General features: G+C 66.2%; 18 protein-coding genes. 10 read left to right on the plus strand and 8 right to left on the minus strand.

Translation table 11 applies throughout. The features are described 5' to 3' along the window. Positions 1 to 80 precede the first annotated feature (80 nt). The gene (zwf, locus tag J2T47_RS00330) at positions 81 to 1,556 is read left to right on the plus strand and encodes a glucose-6-phosphate dehydrogenase (protein ID WP_253441441.1); all 1,476 of its coding nucleotides are present in this window, start codon (positions 81 to 83) and stop codon (positions 1,554 to 1,556) included. A gap of 252 nt (positions 1,557 to 1,808) precedes the next feature. Continuing rightward, complete coding sequence (gene trhP / locus J2T47_RS00335) at positions 1,809 to 3,212, plus strand: prephenate-dependent tRNA uridine(34) hydroxylase TrhP (RefSeq protein WP_253441442.1); 1,404 nt, start codon at positions 1,809 to 1,811, stop codon at positions 3,210 to 3,212. Between the two features lie 221 nt (positions 3,213 to 3,433). Here trhP and J2T47_RS00340 read toward each other — a convergent pair whose 3' ends face one another. Further along, positions 3,434 to 4,141: a DUF3142 domain-containing protein gene (locus tag J2T47_RS00340; RefSeq protein WP_253441444.1), complete on the minus strand. Its 708-nt coding sequence runs from the start codon at positions 4,139 to 4,141 to the stop codon at positions 3,434 to 3,436. Between the two features lie 5 nt (positions 4,142 to 4,146). Further along, positions 4,147 to 6,324 carry an outer membrane assembly lipoprotein YfiO gene (locus J2T47_RS00345; RefSeq protein WP_253441446.1) on the minus strand — a complete coding sequence of 726 codons (2,178 nt, stop codon included), beginning with the start codon at positions 6,322 to 6,324 and terminating at the stop codon, positions 4,147 to 4,149. 243 nt (positions 6,325 to 6,567) lie between these two features. Between J2T47_RS00345 and nirK the strand changes: the two genes are divergently transcribed. From nirK to J2T47_RS00375, 6 genes are all read left to right on the plus strand, one after another. Beyond that, on the plus strand, positions 6,568 to 7,719 hold the full coding sequence (gene nirK / locus J2T47_RS00350; RefSeq protein WP_437180941.1) for a copper-containing nitrite reductase: 1,152 nt from the start codon (positions 6,568 to 6,570) through the stop codon (positions 7,717 to 7,719). Between the two features lie 64 nt (positions 7,720 to 7,783). Next, on the plus strand, positions 7,784 to 8,596 hold the full coding sequence (locus tag J2T47_RS00355; RefSeq protein ID WP_253441448.1) for an SUMF1/EgtB/PvdO family nonheme iron enzyme: 813 nt from the start codon (positions 7,784 to 7,786) through the stop codon (positions 8,594 to 8,596). Between the two features lie 66 nt (positions 8,597 to 8,662). Continuing rightward, positions 8,663 to 9,391, plus strand: coding sequence for a Crp/Fnr family transcriptional regulator (locus J2T47_RS00360; RefSeq protein ID WP_253441450.1), 729 nt, complete (start codon positions 8,663 to 8,665; stop codon positions 9,389 to 9,391). 97 nt (positions 9,392 to 9,488) lie between these two features. Further along, positions 9,489 to 10,160, plus strand: a complete 672-nt coding sequence (ytfE, locus tag J2T47_RS00365) for an iron-sulfur cluster repair protein YtfE (protein ID WP_253441452.1) — start codon at positions 9,489 to 9,491, stop codon at positions 10,158 to 10,160. 108 nt (positions 10,161 to 10,268) lie between these two features. Beyond that, on the plus strand, positions 10,269 to 10,952 hold the full coding sequence (locus tag J2T47_RS00370; RefSeq protein ID WP_253441454.1) for a Crp/Fnr family transcriptional regulator: 684 nt from the start codon (positions 10,269 to 10,271) through the stop codon (positions 10,950 to 10,952). A 3-nt stretch (positions 10,953 to 10,955) separates the two neighbouring features. Beyond that, a complete protein-coding gene (locus J2T47_RS00375; protein ID WP_253441456.1) occupies positions 10,956 to 11,138 on the plus strand; it encodes a protein DnrP in 183 nt (60 codons plus the stop codon). Between the two features lie 123 nt (positions 11,139 to 11,261). Here J2T47_RS00375 and J2T47_RS00380 read toward each other — a convergent pair whose 3' ends face one another. From J2T47_RS00380 to J2T47_RS00405, 6 genes are all read right to left on the minus strand, one after another. Then, positions 11,262 to 13,109 (minus strand): nitric oxide reductase activation protein NorD, encoded by a 1,848-nt coding sequence (locus tag J2T47_RS00380; RefSeq protein ID WP_253441457.1) that lies wholly within the window; start codon positions 13,107 to 13,109, stop codon positions 11,262 to 11,264. A 256-nt stretch (positions 13,110 to 13,365) separates the two neighbouring features. Next, entirely contained in the window at positions 13,366 to 14,790 is a 1,425-nt protein-coding gene (locus J2T47_RS00385) for a cbb3-type cytochrome c oxidase subunit I (RefSeq protein WP_253441458.1), read from the minus strand. 2 nt (positions 14,791 to 14,792) lie between these two features. Continuing rightward, the gene (locus tag J2T47_RS00390; RefSeq protein ID WP_045213987.1) at positions 14,793 to 15,233 is read right to left on the minus strand and encodes a c-type cytochrome; all 441 of its coding nucleotides are present in this window, start codon (positions 15,231 to 15,233) and stop codon (positions 14,793 to 14,795) included. Positions 15,234 to 15,346: 113 nt separating this feature from the next. After that, complete coding sequence (locus J2T47_RS00395) at positions 15,347 to 15,595, minus strand: cytochrome C oxidase subunit IV family protein (RefSeq protein ID WP_253441459.1); 249 nt, start codon at positions 15,593 to 15,595, stop codon at positions 15,347 to 15,349. Next, complete coding sequence (locus tag J2T47_RS00400) at positions 15,592 to 16,185, minus strand: cytochrome c oxidase subunit 3 (RefSeq protein ID WP_253441460.1); 594 nt, start codon at positions 16,183 to 16,185, stop codon at positions 15,592 to 15,594. Before J2T47_RS00400 ends, J2T47_RS00395 begins: the two co-directional genes overlap by 4 nt. Beyond that, on the minus strand, positions 16,169 to 16,966 hold the full coding sequence (locus J2T47_RS00405) for a CbbQ/NirQ/NorQ/GpvN family protein (protein ID WP_253441461.1): 798 nt from the start codon (positions 16,964 to 16,966) through the stop codon (positions 16,169 to 16,171). The genes J2T47_RS00400 and J2T47_RS00405 overlap by 17 nt, the downstream gene beginning before the upstream one ends. 200 nt (positions 16,967 to 17,166) lie before the next feature. Here J2T47_RS00405 and J2T47_RS00410 point away from each other — a divergent pair, with 200 nt between their 5' ends. Together J2T47_RS00410 and nosR are read left to right on the plus strand one after the other, a co-directional pair. Further along, the gene (locus tag J2T47_RS00410; RefSeq protein ID WP_253441462.1) at positions 17,167 to 17,478 is read left to right on the plus strand and encodes a c-type cytochrome; all 312 of its coding nucleotides are present in this window, start codon (positions 17,167 to 17,169) and stop codon (positions 17,476 to 17,478) included. Between the two features lie 72 nt (positions 17,479 to 17,550). Continuing rightward, positions 17,551 to 19,698 carry a transcriptional regulator NosR gene (gene nosR / locus J2T47_RS00415; RefSeq protein ID WP_253441464.1) on the plus strand — a complete coding sequence of 716 codons (2,148 nt, stop codon included), beginning with the start codon at positions 17,551 to 17,553 and terminating at the stop codon, positions 19,696 to 19,698. Positions 19,699 to 19,700 lie beyond the last annotated feature (2 nt).

Genomic DNA, 19,700 nt, shown 5'->3' on the forward strand with positions numbered 1-19,700 from the left:
TCGGTGATAGTTGTCTGAAATTTATGTAGTCTTGTTGTAGTTATACTACAAAACTAACCGCCACGCCCAGGGAATAAGTCTTGAATACGCCCGCCAGCCTTAGTCTTCCCAGCTCCTGCGACATTCTGGTGTTCGGCGGCAGTGGTGACCTGGCGCTGCACAAGCTGCTGCCGGCGCTGTACCACCTGCACCGGGAGAATCGCCTGCCGGCCGACACGCGGATCTTCGCCCTCGCCCGCAGCCAGCGCGACAACGCCGCCTACCTCGCCCTGGCCGAACGCAACTGCCGCGCCCAGGTGGCACGCAGCGACTTTTCCGCCGAGGCCTGGCGCAGTTTCGCCCAGCGCCTGGAATACGTGGCGATGGACGCTTCCCAGAGCGCCGACTTCGGTCGTGTGGCCAAGGCCCTCAAGCGCACGGAGGGCCGTGTGCTGGTGCACTACCTGGCCACCGCGCCGAGCCTGTTCGCACCGATTGCCCAGAACCTGAAGATCGCCGGCCTCGCCGGGCCGCTGGCGCGCATCGTGCTGGAGAAGCCGCTGGGGCATTCGCTGGAGTCGGCGGTGGCGATCAACCAGGCGATCGGTGAAGTCTTCGACGAGTCGCGGGTGTTCCGCATCGATCACTACCTGGGCAAGGAAACCGTGCAGAACCTGATGGCCCTGCGCTTTGCCAATACCCTGTTCGAGCCGGTGTGGCGCAACGGGCACATCGACCACGTACAGATCACCGTGAGTGAAACCCTGGGCGTGGAAAACCGCGGCAGCTACTACGACCATGCCGGCGCCATGCGCGACATGGTGCAGAACCACCTGCTGCAACTGCTCTGCCTGGTGACCATGGAGGCGCCGGTGCGTTTCGACGCCGAGGCGGTGCGCAACGAGAAGGTGAAGATCCTCCAGGCGCTCAGGGCGATTTCCGGGCAGGACGTGCAGGACAAGACCGTGCGCGGCCAATACACCGCCGGGCACATCGGCGGGCAGGAAGTGCCGGCCTACTGGTTCGAGAAAAATGTCGACAACGACAGCGATACCGAGACCTTCGTCGCCGTTCAGGCCGAGATCGACAACTGGCGCTGGGCCGGCGTGCCGTTCTACCTGCGCACTGGCAAGCGCATGGCGAAGAAATGCTCGGAGATCGTCATCCAGTTCAAGCCGGTGCCCAACAGCCTGATCGGCAGCGGCGCCGGCGCGGCCAACCGCCTGTGGATAAGACTGCAGCCGGAGGAGCGCATCAGCGTGCAGTTGATGGCCAAGACCCCCGGCAAGGGCATGCAGCTGGAGCCGGTGGAACTGGACCTCAACCTCGCCCAGGCCTTCAGCACCAACAAGCGCCGCTGGGACGCCTACGAACGCCTGCTGCTGGACGTGATCGAGGGCGACTCGACGCTGTTCATGCGCCGCGACGAGGTGGAAGCGGCCTGGAGCTGGATCGACCCGATCATCAAGGGCTGGCACGAACACTACCTGAGCCCGCGCCCCTACCCCGCCGGCAGCAATGGACCGGAACAGGCGCAGACGCTGCTGGAGCTGCAGGGCCGCAAATGGCTGGAGTGAACGCGCAGGGCGTACAACCGTTCGCGGTTGTACGCCGATTCACCGGAGAGACGTGCCTGGCGTAGGAGCGGACTTCGTCCGCGATCGCTTTCCGGCCACTCCGAGCCAGCCGGCGGCACATCGCGGACAGAGTCCGCTCCTACGCATGTCGGATTTACCGGAGCGCGATGCCATCCGTTGACTTCGCTCAGCACGCGCAGCCCGCGGATTTCCTAGAGTGGCGGCCTTTTTCCCACTACCCGCTGCGCCGCCATGTCCCCCACGCCATTTTCCCCCGAACTGCTCTGCCCCGCCGGCTCGCTGAAGAGCCTGCGCCACGCCTTCGCCTATGGCGCCGATGCCGTCTACGCCGGCCAGCCACGCTACAGCCTGCGGGTGCGCAACAACGAATTCGACCACGCCAACCTCGCCACCGGCATCAATGAAGCCCACGCCCGGGGCAAGCGCCTGTACGTGGTGGTCAACATCGCCCCGCACAACGCCAAGCTGAGGACCTTCCTGCAGGACGTGGAGTCGGTGATCGCCCTCGGACCCGATGCGCTGATCATGTCAGATCCCGGCCTGATCATGCTGGTTCGCCAGCATTTTCCCGAGGTTGATATTCATCTCTCGGTGCAGGCCAACGCGGTGAACTGGGCCAGCGTGGAGTTCTGGCGCCAGCAGGGACTCAAGCGGGTGATCCTGTCCCGCGAGCTGTCGCTGGAGGAAATCGGCGAGATCCGCGAGCGCGTGCCGGGCATGGAACTGGAGGTCTTCGTCCACGGCGCGCTGTGCATGGCCTATTCCGGGCGCTGCCTGCTGTCGGGCTACATCAACCGCCGCGACCCCAACCAGGGCACCTGCACCAACGCCTGCCGCTGGGAGTACCAGACCCACGCCGCCCACGAGGATGAACTGGGCCACGCGGTGCGCAACGTCGAACCAACCCTGGGCATCGGCGCGCCGAGCCAGGAAATCGTCCTGCTCGAAGAAGCCAACCGCCCCGGTGAGCTGATGGAGGCCTTCGAGGACGAGCACGGCACCTACATCATGAATTCCAAGGACCTGCGCGCCATCCAGCACGTGCAGCGCTTGACGCAGATGGGTGTGCATTCGCTGAAGATCGAGGGCCGGACCAAGTCGCACTACTACGTCGCGCGCACCGCCCAGGCCTACCGCAAGGCCATCGACGATGCCGTCGCCGGGCGCGCCTTCGACCTCGGCCTGATGGATACCCTGGAGTCCCTCGCCCACCGCGGCTACACCGAGGGCTTCCTGCGCCGCCATGTGCACGATGAGTACCAGAACTACCAATACGGCCACTCCCTCTCCGAGCGCCAGCAGTTCGTCGGCGAGTTCACCGGCGAGCGGCGCCACGGCCTGGCCGAGGTGCGGGTGAAGAACCGCTTCGAGGTCGGCGACAGCGTCGAGCTGATGACGCCGGCCGGCAACCGCACTTTCCGTCTGCATGCGCTGGAGAACAGCCGCGGCGAAGCCATCGGTGTCGCGCCCGGTGATGGGCATGTGGTCTACCTGCCGGTGCCCGAGGAGCTGGACCTGCAGTACGCGCTGCTGATGCGCAACCTCAATGGCGGCAGCACCCGCGATGCACGGGAACCGGCGGCGGCCGGCGGTTGCGGGAGCGATTGCGGCAAGTGCGGGTGTGGCGGCGTCTGAGCCCCAAATCCCCCCAATCTCCTACCGAAACATCCTGCGGGCACGAACGTAGGATGGCGTGGAGCAAAGCGATACCCATCGATCACCGGCACCATCAGCATGGGTATCGCTCCGCTCCACCCATCCTACCTAGAGCCTCCGACCCAGCTCGAATGGGTTCAGACCGTAGGGCGGATAACGCCCGAGGCGTTATGCGCCCTACCCGATTCCGACCTGCGCCGCTAAGGGTTCTGCAGGAACACCACATACCCCCTGAACCACCGGCTCTTCGCCAGATAGGCCGGTGCCTGCCATTCCCCGTACTGCGCCAGGCCGATGCGGAAAGGCAGTTGCAGGCGCGCCACGCGCGGCAGGTAGGCCTGGTAGTTGGGAATGGTCTGGCGCCCCTGGTAGGTCTGCACCACCACCTCGTCCACCACGCCGGCCAGGCGGTTGATGGTTTCCGGCGCGGCGTTGCTGCCCCAGTCCATCAGCCCGGTGATGCTCAGCTTGCAGCCTTCAGGCAGGCGCGTGCGCAGGTCCTGGAGGAAGTCGACGTACTCGTTCAGGTAACGCGTGCGCGCGTCGAAGTCGATCTGCACGCCCACCACCGGATTGCCCGCGGCGCGCCAGCGACGCAGCTGGGACAGCAGGGTGCGGTAGATGTCCTCGTTCCAGCGCAGGGTGTGGGCGCGGTAGACCACCCAAACCTCGCCCTGCTTCAGGCGCGGGATGGCGATGCCCTGGGCGATCAGGCGGGCGCGCCCGTCGCTGTGGCGCGATGCGCTGACCTGCCCCTGCAGCACGTAGAGCGTTCGTGCCTGGGCCAGCACCGGCTGGGGCGTAACACCGCTCCAGAGCCAGAAGGCATCGTGGTCCGCAGCGTCCACGCCGGCTGCCGGGGCATTGCCCGCGAGCAACGCCAGCACCAGGGCCAGCACGCGCCGCACGGGGCTTACCAGTAGTACTTCAGGGACTTCGCCCAGGGCGTAGCGGAGTACTGGCCCTTGAGGGTGCGGAACCACTGCTTGCGCTGCGACGGGGCGATGTCCTGGCTGCCGCAGCCATTGAAGCCGCTGGGCGCGAAGCAGTTGATGGCGCGGAACAGCGCGTAGGCGCGGTCCTCTTCCACGGCCTGCTTGTCGGCGATGACCTTGAGGTAGCCGTCCATGCGCGAATAGGGCGTGCCGGGGAACAGCGATTCACCGCCACCCAGCTCGCGCTCGCTGGGCTGGGTATCCAGGGGGAAGCCGTCCAGGCCGTTGCGCAGGATGAACTCGCCGAGGCAGTTCAGCGCCTTGGGCGGCTGCGGGTTCTGCAGCAGGTCGCGGGCGACGTCGACGATGGCCGGGCATTCGTAGCCGGTGTCGTTCTTGCCGCCCGGCCACTGGAACAGCGACAGCGGCATGCTGCCGTAGAGGTAGCCGATGCTGGCGCCCAGCGGCTTGCCGCTGCCGTCGGTGGGCAACAGGGCGAGGTCGTCGATATAGGCCTGGTACTGCCCATGCAGCAGGTCCTTGTAGAGCAGCGCGAACAATGCGGTATCGCGCTCCTCTACCGACACGCTGGCGGATTTCGCCTGCTGGCGCAGCAGGTCGGGGCCGGCGACGTGGCGCAGGAGAATCTCGCGGATGATCGGCGTATGCACTGGCGAGCCTTCGGCGAAGACCTTCACCAGCCGATCGCTGCGCTCGTAGTTGAAGGCCAGCGCCAGCTCCAGCTGCTCGCGCTGCAGCGGCTGCTCGGCCAGCGGCAGCAGGCGCAGCCAGAGCTTCTCGGCGGCGATCCAGTCGTTGCCGGCTTCCAGGGCGAAGCCCCGCAGGGTCTGCTGGCTGAAGGCGAGGTAGTCGAGCTTGGCCGGCAGCTCCTCGGGCAGGGACTTGAGCGCTTCCCCGGGCTTTTCCTCGACATACAGCTGGTAGGCCGCGGTCAGGTAGTCGTGCAGGCCGGGGTACTTGGCGAACAGGTCCTTCTGCGCGGCCAGGCCGGCGGCGTCGAGGGCGCGAGGCTCGTTGGGCTCGTGGTGGCGCATCTGCATCAGGTCGAGCACCGCCAGCAGGCGTGCGTCGCGCACGTCGGCCGGGTGGGCGGTGACCAGCAGCTTGTTGTCGACTTCCTGCACCAGTTGGCCGAGATCGTCAGCATCCTCGCGGGCAAACAACGCGGAGTACTCGCCAGCCAGCCGGCTTTCGTCGCTCATCAGCCAGTAGACGCGACGCTTCAGCCCCTTGGCCGAAGCGCTGTACCGGCCCTGTGGATAAGCCTTGAGGTAGTCGCCCAGCGCGGTTTCGGCCTGGGCGAGGATCTTCTTGTCGACCTTGCGCAGGTCTGGGTAGCCCATCTCGTCGAAGGCGTTCTGCTGCGCCTGGTTGAGCAGGGTGCGGGCGACCATGTAGCGCGAGCTTTCCTTCAACCAGGGCTGGTCGCTGTCCAGCAGGGCGCGGAAGGATTTCAGCGCGTCGCCGAAGCGCCCGCTGTAGAAGTCCGCGGCGCCCTTCAGGTAGCTGCGGTAAGCCTTGGCCGGCGCGCTCTGCAGGTCACCCGGCAGCAGCACGCTGAGCTGGGTTTCGTCCCACTGGCAGGCGCTCAGGAGGGTCAGGCGTGCCCGCGCCAGGCCCTGGCGTTCGCTGGCGGAAAGGCTGTCGACCAGCAACAGCTGGCTGAGGAAGTCCTGGGCGGTAGCGGCATTGTTGCTGCGGCAGCGGCTGCCTTCACCACTGGCGAAGCTGTCGGCGGCGGATTGCACGGCATCCGCCGGCAGGCCGATGCGCGCGGCGAGGTCGGCCAGCGGCGCGGTGCTGGCAGCGCCGGAGCTGTCGGTCGACTCCCCCGGCGCTGCACCTTCCAGCCAGCGCGCCAGCGGGAAAGGCACCTGACCGTAGCCCAACTGCTGCTCGTCATCGGTCAGCGCGCGGTTGGGAATACTGGCCTGGCCGGCGTCGGCCAGCAGCAGCTGCAGGTTGACCCGGCTGTCGTTGCCCGGGCTGAGGAACGGCAGGCTGTTGCACACGTCCAGCGAGTCGCGCTTGAGGTTCCAGCTCGGGTAGCAAGAGTCGTCGCTGCTCGCGCGCGCTTCCTGCACGCCAAGGCAGCCGGTGATCAGGGCCAGCAGGGTCAGTCCGTACAGACGCATGAATGATCCTTGTCCGTTGGAGCCCGCACGCCGGGCCGGAAATCAGAGCAGGAAGAATCTTACCTCGCTGCGCCCGGTCTTGCCCGTCCGCGTGGGTACAAGACTGTAAACGCGATCTACCGCACAACAGAGCCTGCGACACGTTGTCCAGCTGGGCCCTTCTTTGTTCCGGCTCAAAGAAGGCTTTTGCCAACCGGGTATTTCTGAAGCCAACGACAGTTCGTCGATTACGGAGAGATACCCATGCTTGATCAGGAAGAGATTTCGCTTTCCCGCCGCACCCTGCTGGCCGGCGCCGTGGTACTGGGCGTTACCGGCAGCATGCTCGGCAGCGGCAAGGCCATGGCCGACGGGGAGGCAGCACCGAAGGACATGGGGCCGGCCCTGGACCTTTCGAAGCTGGAGCACGTCCAGGTCGAACTGGTCGCTCCGCCCTTCGTGCATGCTCACGAACAGCGCGCCAAGGGCAAGCCCAAGGTCGTGCAGTTCCGCATGGTGATCGAGGAGAAGAAGCTGGTCATCGACGACGACGGCACCGAGATCCACGCCATGACCTTCAATGGCTCGGTGCCCGGGCCGATGATGGTGGTGCACCAGGACGACTACCTGGAGCTCACCCTGGTCAACCCGGCGACCAACACCCTGACCCACAACATCGACTTCCACGCCTCCACCGGCGCCCTGGGTGGCGGCGCACTGACCATCATTCAGCCCGGCGAGGAAGTGAAGCTGCGCTTCAGGGCGACCCGCCCCGGCGTGTTCGTCTATCACTGCGCACCGGGCGGCGCGATGATCCCGTGGCACGTGGTCTCGGGCATGAACGGCGCGATCATGGTGCTGCCGCGCGACGGCCTCAAGGACCGCGAAGGCAAGGCCCTGAAATATGACAAGGTGGTCTACATCGGCGAGCAGGACTACTACGTCCCGCGCGACAAGGACGGCAAGTTCAAGCGCTACGGCACGCCGATGGAAAGCTACAACGACATGCAGGAAGTCATGAAGGGGCTGATCCCCAGCCACATCGTGTTCAACGGCAAGGTCGGCGCCCTGACTGGCAAGAACGCGCTTACCGCGAATGTCGGCGAGACCCTGCTGATCATCCACTCCCAGGCCAACCGCGATACCCGTCCGCACCTGATCGGCGGCCATGGCGACCACGTCTGGGCCACCGGCAAGTTCCACAACCCGCCGGAGGAAGACCTGGAAACCTGGTTCATCCCGGGCGGCGCGGCAGGGGCGGCGCTGTACACCTTCCTGCAGCCGGGCCTGTACACCTACCTCAACCACAACCTCATCGAGGCTGTACTGCTGGGTGCCGCGGCGCACATTCAGGTCGAAGGCAAATGGAACAACGACCTGATGAGCCAGATCCAGCCGCCGACCGCGATCAAGTAAGCCCTGAGGCCGGCTCATCCGGGCCGGCCCTTCCCAGTAATCGATACCGGCGACCGGGCAAACCATGCGCAAGACCATTCTGATCGGCATCCCCGTCACCCTGCTGCTGGGCGGGGCCTTCCTCCTGCTGCGGCCACAGTACGCACCGGAACTCGCTCCGCAAACCGTGAGACTCGAACCCCGCGACTTCGACTTCCGCCCGGCGGGCGACTACTGGCTGGAGAAGCAGGCCGTGGATGCGCCGTCGCAGCGTGAACACCTCGCCCCGCGCTTCGAAGTGATGAAATTCCAGGTCAGCCAGGGCGAGTACGCCCGCTGCGTGGTCGAAGGCGATTGCCTGGCGCTGGACAACAGCGCTCCCCGCGACGACCTGCCCTTGACCGGCGCCAGCCTGCTGGACGCGCAGCTCTACGCAGACTGGCTGTCCAAACGCACCGGCCAGCAATGGCGGCTGCCGACCGACCGCGAGTGGGCCTTCTTCGCTGGTTCGCGCTGGGCCGACGATGCCCTGCGCATCGAAGACGACGATGGCAGCAACCCCGCCCGGCGCTGGCTGGCGCGTTATCGCCTGGAAGCGGAGACCCGCACCAGCGCCTCGGCGCTACCCCAGGCACGAGGCAACCACGGGCTGAACGAGTACGGCGTGGCCGACCTGGGCGGCAACGTCTGGGAGTGGACCCAGAGCTGCCACCAGCGGGTCAACCTCGACGCTCAGGGCGCCCAGACCCACCGCGCCGAGTACTGCTCGATCCGCATCGCCGAAGGCCGCCACCGCGCGGCTATCAACGATTTCGTCCGCGACGCCCGCGGCGGCGGCTGCAGCGCCGGGCAGCCACCGGACAACCTCGGTTTCCGCCTGGTCAGGGAGATCCCTTGATTCCCCTCAAGTTTCGCCGCCACGCATAACCGTTATGCTGCGGCGGGACCTCCGGGAATCATTGACGTGACCGCCAATCTCTCCCTCAACCGCGCCTGGCTGGGCAGCTTGCCGCCCTTCGCCAACAGCAGCCGCGAGGAACAGGACGACATCCTCCATCAGGCCAGCATCCTGCGCCTGAACAGCGGCGTGGCCGTGTTCGAGCAAGGCTCGCCGGCGACCAGTTTCTACCTGCTGGTGCACGGCCGGCTGAAAGCCACCCAGCTCACCGGCGACGGCCAACGCGTGCTGGTGCGCGTGGTCAATCCGGGTGATCTGTTCGGCTTCGTCCGCGCCCTCGGCCGGCGCGACTATCCGGCGACCGCCACCGCCAGCCAGGACAGCCTGGTCCTGGCCTGGCCCACCAGCCAGTGGGAACCGCTGCTCGCCTGTCACCCCGGCTTCGCCCTGAACACCGTGCAGGCCATCGGCGAGCGCCTGCAGGAAGCCCACGTACGCTTCTGCGAACTGGCCACCGAAGAGGTCGAGCGGCGCGTCGCCCACACCGTGCTGCGCCTGGTGCAACAGTCCGGACGACCGGAAGCCGACGGTATCCGCATCGACTTCCCGGTCACCCGCCAGGACATTGCCGAGATGACCGGCACCACCCTGCACACCGTTTCGCGCATCCTCCGTGCCTGGGAAGACCGCGGCCTGGTGGTCGGCGGCCGGCAGAAGCTGCTGGTGTGCGATCCGCAGCAACTGATGCGGGTGGCCGGTGGCGACGAGCGGGAAGTGGCGCACGAGGGCGCTTGACTGCAGTCAAGGAGACCGCCGCTCCTGTTTCCCTAGACTCACCACCCACCGCCACGACGACTGCGGCCGCCGTACCCCACTCCCCCCGAGGCCCGCCATGAACGACAACCTCACCGAGCGTACCCTGAGCGACCTGGCCTTCAGCCTGCCGGGCAGCTGCGCACTGTTCCACGACTACAAACTCGACTTCTGCTGCGCCGGCCAGCGCAGCCTGGGCGAAGCCGCCAGCGAACAGGGCCTCGACGCCCAGCGCATTGCCGCCGAACTGCAGGCGCTGCCCCCCGCCAACGATCAGACCGACTGGCGCCTGACCAGCAACGACCAACTGATCGACCACATCCTCGAGCGCTACCACAAGGTTCACCGCGAACAGCTGCCGGCACTGATCCCGCTGGCCGAGCGCGTCGAAAAGACCCACGCCGCCCATCCGCAATGCCCGGCCGGGCTGACCGCGCACCTGAAGCAGATGCAGGAAGAACTGGAATGGCACATGTGCAAGGAGGAAAGCGTGCTGTTCCCCTGGCTGCGCCAGGGCATCCCGCTGACCCACGTGCAGGGCCCGATCGGCGTGATGCGCCATGAGCACGACGAACACTCGCAGTCCCTCGCCGCGCTGGCCGACCTGACCGACGACCTCACCGTGCCGGCGGATGGCTGCAACAGCTGGCGTCGCCTCTACAGCGGCCTGGAAGAACTGCGCCGCGACCTCATGCAGCACATCCACCTGGAGAACAACCTGCTGTTCCTGGGCGCCAACCACCCGGCCTGAGTGCCGGACCGGAAGCCAGGAGGGCGACCAGTGACAGCTTGTCTCACCACGCTGCCTGACGGCATCGCGCATACTGGCGGGAATGTCCCCGCCCAGGAGCGCTCCGCCATGCTCGCGCATCGCGTCCACCACCAGATTCTGTGCGGCCACCACCTGTTCAACGTGCTCAACGAAGAACAGCTGGAGCAGCTGCTCGCCACCAGCACGCTGCTCAACCTGGAGAAGGGCGACAAGCTGTTCCTCCAGGGCGAGCCGGCCCACGCCTTCTATTTCGTGATTTCCGGCGCGGTGAAGATCTACCGCCTGACCCCAGAGGGGCAGGAAAAGGTGCTGGAGGTGGTCGGTAGCCGGCAGACCTTCGCCGAAGCCATGATGCTGATGGACACCTCCGACTACGTGGCCTCGGCCCAGGCGCTGGAGCCCACGCAGGTCTACCGCTTCGCCAACCGCACCTACATGGAGCTGCTGCACAGCAACCCGCAGCTGCCCTTCTCGCTGCTCGCCACCCTCTGCGTGCGCCTGCACCGGCGGATCAACGAGATCGAGACGCTGTCGCTGAAGAATTCCACCCACCGCGTGGTGCGCTACCTCATCACCCAGCTCAACCGCCATGGCAACGCGGACCAGCGCTTCGAACTGCCGATGGCCAAGCAGCTGGTGGCCGGGCACCTGTCGATCCAGCCGGAGACCTTCTCCCGCGTGCTGCGGCGACTCATCGACGAGCACATCATCGACCTCAACGGCCGCACCGTTCAGGTCCTCGACGTCTCGCGGCTGGAACAGTTCGAGTAAGCCATGCGTCAGTGCCTGTACTGCCAGCACGAGAGCCCCGAGGACGCTGCGGACTGCCCGCAGTGCGGGATGCCCCTGCCGGTGCAGCAGGAACTGGGGAAGCAGCGCCGGCTGCGGCGCTTCGCCTGGTACTGCGCCATCCTCGCGGTGTTCTGCGGGGTGATGATGGTCTGGTTGCCGCGCTGATTTCCCGCTTCCCACCGATACCTCGTAGGGCGCTTAACGCCCCAGGCGTTATCCGCCACGGCGGATGAAGCGTTCCGCTTCATTCGCCCTACGTCACCGATCTGACGCCGCTCCTACAGTGAGTCAGCCCTGCCGGCGGGTGAGCTGCCGGTAGAGCTGCGGCAGTTGCACCGGCAGTTGCGCCGGATCGTTGATCAGCAGGTAGCCCTGGCTGCCGAACAGGTGGGGCAGGTAATCGGCCGCCTCGCGGTCGATGGTGATGCAGAACGGCACCAGCCCCGCGCGGCGGGCTTCGAGCACGGCCTGACGGGTATCCTCGACGCCGTAGCGGCCCTCGTACAAGTCCAGGTCATTGGGCTTGCCGTCGGTGAGGATCAGCAGCACGCGCTGGCGCTCCTTGCGCTCCAGCAGGAGCTGCGTGGCCCGGCGAATCGCCGCGCCCATGCGCGTGTAGTAGCCCGGCCGCAGCGCGCGAATGCGTCCGCGCACCACATCGTTGTGGCGCTCGTCGAAGGTCTTCAGCTGGGTCAGGCGCACCTGCTGGCGACGCAGCGAGGAAAAGCCGTACAGCGCGAACCGATCGCCCACCGCCTGCAGCGCCTCGCCGAACAGCAGCAGGCTGTCGCTGATCAGGTCGATCACCCGGTGTTCGTTGTCGATGTGCGCGTCGGTGGACATCGACAGGTCCGCCAGCAACAGGCACGCGAGATCGCGGCGGGTCTGCCGGCGTTCAAGGAACAAACCCGGCTCGCTGCACGCGCCGAGGCGCCGTTCGACGTTGAAGTCCAGCCAAGCCTCCAGGTCCAGTTCCGCTCCCTGGGGTTGCCGGCGCAGCCACTGTGGCTGCTGGCGCAGGCTCTCGAACTGCCGGCGCAGTCGCCGCGCGATCGACGCCAGGGAATCCGGCAGCGGTGCCGGCACGGCATCGCGTGGCAGCATCGGTTGCAGGCAGACGTGATCGTCGATCAGTTGCTGGCGACGATAATCCCATTCCGGCAGGCGGATGCCCTCGCCCAGCGGCACGTCATCGAAGTCGGCGGCCGGCAGGTCGAGGTCGAGCTTCAGCCCGCCGCCCTTCTTCTGCCGTTGTCGGGACAGGCTCAGGTGATCGAGGTCGTCGGCAACCTTTGCCGCATCGAGGTCCTCGCTGTCGTCGCCGGCGCGGTCCAGTTCGATGTGCTCGGACCAGCTGAACAGGTTCTCCAGGCGAAACAGCAGCAGACCGCCGCGGCCGGGGTCCTGTCCGACCCGCTCGGCGCGCTTGCGTGCCAGGCCCTTGGCTTCGCTGTGGGCGGAGCGGCCGTGCTCGTCGCCGTCGATCAGGTCGGTGTGCTGCGGCGCGGCCAGTCGTTGTGGCGGGTAGAGCCACAACGGCACCGGCCACGGCGCCTTTTCACTGCGCGGCAGGCGCTCGACACTGCCCGGATCACGCAGCGCCTTTTGCAGCGCCAGCTCCAGCTGCGCTTCCGCCGGTGGCAGATCAGCGGGGTCGGGCCGCAGGCCGAGCAGCGCCTCCACCAGCCGGCGGTAGCGCGGGCGCAGCAAGGGGTAGCGCTCCAGCACTGCGCAGGTCCAGACCTGGTTGTCCCGCGCCCAATGGCGCATCGGCTGGCTGTGGGCCGCGAGCAGCGCCAGCCAGCGGTAGAGTTCGCGATTCATTTCGGCGTCGGGGTACACCGCCAGCTGCGCGGGCAGGCGCAGGGAATCGGCGTCGAACCAGGCCACCGGCAGTTGCTGGCAGGTACCGGCCACCTGCTGCAGCAGGCTGCGGCGCACCAGCAGTTCGCGGGCGCTGGCCGCCTCCACACCGACCCCGGCCTCGCCGCCGGTACCGCGGAACAGCAGCAGCAGGCTGCGGCGTACTTCATCCAGGTTGACCGCCGCCTCTTCGAACTCCGGGCTGGCGCGGCGTGTGATGAAGCGGTGCCAGACACGGCCGAAGCTTTCTTCGATTTCGAGGTGGATGGTCATGGCGCCTCCAGGGAGAAGGTAGGATCTGGCTTCGGTGTCACATCAGATCACCGAACCAGTCCCCTCTCCCTTCAGGGAGAGGGTTAGGGAGAGGGTGCCACCGGCTACTCCGGCGCTGGGCGAGTCCCTCTCCCCCGCCCTCTCCCTGAAGGGAGAGGGAGTTATCCGAGTGGCTGGAAAGTGCCTGCCTCCCGATAACTCCCATCATGAAAAAAGGCCCGCCGCAAAGCGGACGGGCCCGGATTGACGGTATCGATCAGCTCACCTGCGCCGCGCCGGAGGCAACGGCCACGCGACCGCGCTGGCGGAAGCTCAGCAGGTAGCAGATCAGCCCGATGAAGAAACCGACACCGGAGTACAGGCGCAGCCAGAAGAAGATCTTCAGCTGGTCGACCGTGGCCATGAACGGCATCGCGGCGCCATCGGCGGGCATGCGTTGCAGCCAGACCTGGACGATGCCGGCGGCAGTGAGCATCAGGGTGATCAGCAGCATGGAGATGGTCATCAGCCAGAAGCCCCAGATCTCCAGGCTCTGCGCACGGGCGTCGGGCGCTTCGCCGATGCCCCGCAGACGCGGCATGGCGTAGCTGATCATGGTCATGACGATCATCGCGTAGGCGCCGTAGAAGGCCAGGTGGCCGTGGGCGGCGGTGAGCTGCGAGCCGTGGGTGTAGTAGTTCACCGGAGCCAGGGTATGCAGGAAGCCCCACACGCCGGCGCCGAGGAAGGCGGTCACGGTGGTGCCCAGGGCCCACAGCGCGGCGGCCTTGTTCGGGTGCTCACGGCGACGACGGTTCACCATGTTGAAGGCGAACAGCACCATGGCGAAGAACGGCAGCGGCTCCAGCGCGGAGAAGATCGAACCCAGCCACAGCCAGACCTGCGGCGCACCAATCCAGAAGTAGTGGTGGCCGGTGCCGATGATGCCGGTGATCAGGGCCATGGCGATGATCACGTAGAGCCATTTCTCCACGACCTCGCGGTCGACGCCGGTGATCTTGATCAGCACGAAGGCCAGCATCGAACCCATGATCAGTTCCCACACGCCCTCCACCCACAGGTGCACGACCCACCACCAGTAGTACTTGTCGCGGGCCAGGTTTTCCGGGTTGTAGAAGGAGAACAGGAAGAACACCGCCAGGCCCACCAGGCCGGTCATCATCACCACGCTGACGGCGGTCTTGCGGCCCTTGAGCAGGGTCATGCCGATGTTGAAGAGGAAGCCCAGCGCCACCACCACGATGCCCATCTTGGTGATCGTCGGCTGCTCGAGGAACTCCCGGCCCATGGTCGGCAGCAGCTCGTTATGGGTCATCTTCGCCAGGCCCGCGTAGGGCACAAGCAGGTAGCCCAGGATGGTCAGCACGCCGGCGATGGCGAACACCCAGAACAGCACGATGGCCAGCTTCGGGCTGTACAGTTCGCGGTCGGCCTCTTCCGGGATCAGGTAGTAGGCCGCGCCCATGAAAGCGAACAGAAGCCAGACGATCAGCAGGTTGGTATGCACCATCCGCGCGACGTTGAAGGGGATCGCCGGGAACAGGAAGTCACCGACCACGTACTGCATGCCCATGATCAGCCCGAAGACGATCTGCCCGACGAAGAGCATCAGGGCAAACACGAAGTACGGCTTGGCCACCGACTGCGAGGCGAATTTCAGATAGGGATTGCCCGGGTTCATGCTCAACCCTCCTTGTTCGGCGGCCATTTGTTGGTGTCGATCTTCGATGTCCACAGCAGGAACGCCGCGAGGTCGGTGACCTCCTGGTCGCTCAGGTGGAACTGCGGCATCTGCCGGCGACCGGGCACGCCCAGCGGCTGCATCTTCATCCAGGCGGCGAGGAAGCTGCCGAAGGCCGCGTCACCGCCGCGGCGGACCGCTACGTTGCCCAGCTCCGGCGCGAAGTAGGCGCCTTCACCGAGGATCGAGTGGCAACCCACGCAGTTGTTCTGCTCCCACACCAGCTTGCCGCGCACCACCGATTCGGTGAGTTCACTCTGGTTGGTGCGCTTGGGGAAGGTGGTTTCGGTGTGATAGGTCAGCGCGAGGAACACCAGGAAGAAGAAAACGCCTCCTCCCAGGTAGATGTTCCTCGCCATCCCTTTGGTAAATGTCTCTGACATGGGGCCCTCCTAGGTCACGGTCGGTGCCATTGTAGGAACCGTCCCCAGGCGCCTTGCTTGATGGCAATCAAGAAAGACCAATGCTTCCAGTCAGGTATTTTTCCAAAGAAAAATCAGTGAGTTGCGTGCAAAGCCAGGATCACGCCGGTGAGCACCAGCGGCCAGCCGAGCAGCAGCGATTGCCACAGCCGTGGTCCGTGGCTGAGCTCCATGAAGCGCAGCGCGATGAGCCAGGCCTTGCCAAGGCCCAGCAGCAGGATCACCGCCACCGGCAGCAGCACGTCGGGTGCGTGGTGACCGAGCCAGACGGAGGCGACGGACATCGGCAGCATCAGCAGCCAGGCGAGCAGCAACGTCTTCATGAGCCAGGCGCCAGCACGTAGACCAGCGGGAACAGCACCACCCAGACCAGGTCGACCATGTGCCAATACAACGCGCCGGACTCCAGCCCGCCCAGGGCGTCGCTGCGGTAGGCGCCGCGCAGGCAGCGCAGGGTCATCCAGCCGAGGATCACCAACCCCAGCAGCACGTGCAGGAAGTGGAAGCCGGTGATCAGCCAGAACAGGGTGAAGAAGGTGCTGTATTCCAGGTCCAGCCCGCGCGAGGCGAGGTGATGGTATTCGCCGGACTTGAGCACCACGTGGGCCAGCCCCAGCAGCACGGCAACGCCCAGCAGGGCCGCCGCTCGGCGCTGCCGGCCGTGGCGCACCTGCTCCACGGCCAGGGCTGCGCAGAAGCCGGCAGTGAGCAGGGTCAGGGTCAGCGCCAGGGCGGTAGACAGGTCCAGCTGCGCGCGTCCGGCACGGAAGCCTTCGACGTCCAGGTGCTGGGTCACGGCGAAGACGATGATGAGGATGGCAAAGACCGTCAGCTCGGCGAGGATGAACAACCACATCGCCAGGTCGCCCGGCAGGCGCCGCGCACTGAGCGGCGCTTCAGGCGAAATGGACATCGACCAGGTCCATCAGCGCGGCAACCGTCGCCTCGTCGTCCGATAGCGGTTCGGCGAGCCCGGCGCGGCAGGCGTCGCGCGGCGCCACGCCGGCCTGCAACAGGCGTGCGGTGAGTACCAGCAGGCGCGTCGAGCAGACCTCTTCCAGCTCCTGCCGGCCCAGCCGGCGCAGGGCCACGCCCAGTTGCGCCAGGCGCTGCGCCAGCTCGGAAGAAACACCGGCCTCGCGGGCGATGATGCCGGCTTCGACATCCGGCGTCGGGTAATCGAATCGCAGGGCAACGAAGCGCTGGCGGGTACTGGGTTTCATGCCTTTCAGCAGGTTCTGATAGCCGGGGTTGTAGGACACCACCAGCATGAAGCCCGGCGGCGCCACCAGGGATTCGCCGGTGCGCTCGATGAACAGTTCGCGGCGGTCGTCCGCCAGCGGGTGCAGCACCACCACGGTGTCCTGCCGCGCCTCCACCACTTCGTCCAGGTAGCAGATGCCGCCTTCGCGTACCGCGCGGGTCAGCGGGCCGTCCTGCCACCAGGTGCCGTCGCTACCGATCAGGTGGCGACCGACCAGATCCGCCGCCGACAGGTCGTCGTGGCAGGCCACGGTATACAGCGGCAGGTTCAGGCGCTGTGCCATGTGCTGGACGAAGCGGGTCTTGCCGCAACCCGTCGGCCCCTTGATCAGCACCGGCATGCCCTGCGCAGAGGCGTGGGTGAACAGCGCCACCTCGTTGCCGGACGGCTGGTAGAAGAGCGGCGGATCGTTCTGCGCAGGGGCATTCATGACAGGCAAATCTCGGTAGGAAGTTTCGGTTAGCAAGCTATCCAGCGCGACGGAATGCCTCAAGCGCAGCGCCGTAAGTTCTTGATTGGCATCAAGCGAAAGCCGCACGGGCCCCTCCTAGAATCGCCACAGACGCCGGGCGGGAAGCCGGCGAAAACGATCGGCGCCTCGAAACGCCAAGCCTGTGAGGAGAGACGTTCATGAACAAAGCCCTGGTAGCCCTGCTGTTCGGCGGCCTGCTGGTCCAGACAACCGCGATGGCCAGCACCGGCGAGGAGCTGTTCAAGGCGAAGGCCTGCGTAGCCTGCCATTCGGTCGACAAGAAGCTCGTCGGCCCCGCCTTCCATGAAGTCGCCGCCAAGTACGGCACGCAGGCCGATGGTGTCGCCCATATCACCAACAGCATCAAGACCGGCAGCAAAGGCGTCTGGGGGCCGATTCCGATGCCCGCCAACGCCGTGAGCCCGGAAGAAGCCAAGACCCTCGCCGAGTGGATCGTCACCCTCAAGTAACCCTGTCGCCCGGGGCCGGTCGTCATCGGCCCCGGTGCAATCTGCTGGCAGCCAATGGAGGAAGGAGTCCCCATGCTCGGCGTTCGCAATCCGTTCTGGGTCCTCTTGGGCTGGCTTCTGCTGGCGACTGGCGCGGCAGCCCAGGAAGCCGGCCTCAGTGACCTGGAGCGAACGCGAATCCAGCAGGTGATTCCCCAGGCCGATCGCATCGGCGAGCCCGAAGGCGAGTATGGCGTGCGTCGCCTGTCCCACGGCGAAGAGCTGCTGGGCTATGCCTTCCAGAGCATCCGCGTCACCCGCATCCCGGCGTATTCCGGCAAGCCGATCAACGTCCAGATCATCCTCGATCCGCAGGCGGTGATCCGCGACAGCTACGTCCTCGAACACCACGAGCCGATCCTGCTGATCGGCATTCCCGAAGAGAAACTCCACGCCTTCACCGCCGGCTACTCCGGGCTGCGCGCCGACCAGCGGGTAGCCGTCGGGCGCTCCGGCGATCCGCAGACGGTCACCGTGGATGCCGTCGCCGGCGCCACCGTGACCGTCATGGTGGTCAACGAGATCATCATGCGCGCCGCCCGCACCGTGGCGGTCTCGCTCAAGCTGATCAAGGATGACGGCCAGGTGCGGCCCAAGCCCGCCATCGTCCGCGCCGACGCCTATCAGCCGGCGAGCTGGAGTGAGCTGCTGGGCAATGGCGCGATCCGCCAGCTGAAGCTGAGCCGTGGGCAGATCGACGATGCCTTCAAGGGCACCGCCGCGGAAAAGGTCAACCAGGCCCAGGACGCGAGCCAGCGGGAAGAGACCTTCATCGATCTGTACACTGCACTGCTCGATGCGCCCGCCATCGGCCGCAACCTGCTGGGCGACAGGCAATACAACGAGCTGCGCGAATCGCTGAAACCCGGCGAGCACGCGGTCGTCGTACTGGGCAACGGCCAGTACTCGTTCAAGGGCTCGGGCTACGTGCGCGGCGGCATCTTCGACCGGGTGCAGCTCCGCCAGTTCGGCGACATCCTCAGCTTCCGCGACCTCGACTACCAGCGCCTGTCGGACACCTACGCCGAGGGCATGCCGCACTTCAGCGAGATGGCGATCTTCATCGTCCGCGCCGCGCAGCGCTTCGACCCCGGCACTCCGTGGGACCTGGAGCTGCTGGTGCGGCGCCAGACCGGCCCGGTGGACAGCCTGTTCACTACCTTCAACCTGGGCTACCAGACGCCGGAAGGCTACCTCGACCGGCCACAACCGACCGCCGCGGAGCTGGAGGCGCTGGAAGACGCCAAGCGGCCGATGTGGCTGCGCGTCTGGTACCAGAAGAGCTTCCAGATCGGCGTGCTGCTCGCCGCTCTGGGGCTGCTCGCGGTGATCCTGTTCCTGCAGGACAGCCTCACCCGTCGGCCACAACTGCTGCACTGGCTGCGCCGGGGCTACCTGCTGTTCACCTTGACCTACATCGGCTGGTACTGCCTGGGGCAACTCTCGGTGGTCAACGTGCTGACCTTCGTCCATTCGCTGTTCGAAGGCTTCCGCTGGGAACTGTTCCTCATCGATCCGGTGCTGTTCATCCTCTGGACCTTCACCGCCGCCAGCCTCCTGCTCTGGGGCCGTGGCGTGTTCTGCGGCTGGCTGTGCCCGTTCGGCGCCTTGCAGGAGCTGCTCAACGAGGCGGCTCGCAAGCTGAAGGTGCCGCAGTACGAGTTGCCCTTCGCCGTCCATGAGCGGCTCTGGGCGATCAAGTACATCATCCTGCTGGTGCTGTTCGGCCTCTCCCTGGAGTCGCTCTCCACCGCCGAGCGCTTCGCCGAGGTCGAGCCGTTCAAGACCGCCATCACCCTGCACTTCGACCGCCAGTGGTGGTTCGTTGCCTACGTGGCGCTGCTACTGGTCCTCAACCTGTTCACCCGCAAGGTGTATTGCCGCTACGTCTGCCCGCTCGGCGCGGCCCTGGCGATTCCCGGCAAGGCGCGCCTGTTCGACTGGCTCAAACGACGCAAGGAGTGCGGCCAGCCCTGCCAGCTGTGCGCCAAGGAGTGCGAGATCCAGGCCATCCACCCCGATGGAAGGATCAACGCCAACGAGTGCCACTACTGCCTCGACTGCCAGATGACTTACCACAACGAGAACAAGTGCCCGCCGCTGGTGAACAAGCGCAAGAAGCGCGGCAAGCGGGCCACTGCCAGCGACGACGACCAGCTGATTGCGGTGCAACAGATCTGACC

The sequence above is a fragment of the Pseudomonas nitroreducens genome (genome assembly GCF_024170165.1).
Lineage (GTDB): Bacteria > Pseudomonadota > Gammaproteobacteria > Pseudomonadales > Pseudomonadaceae > Pseudomonas > Pseudomonas nitroreducens_C.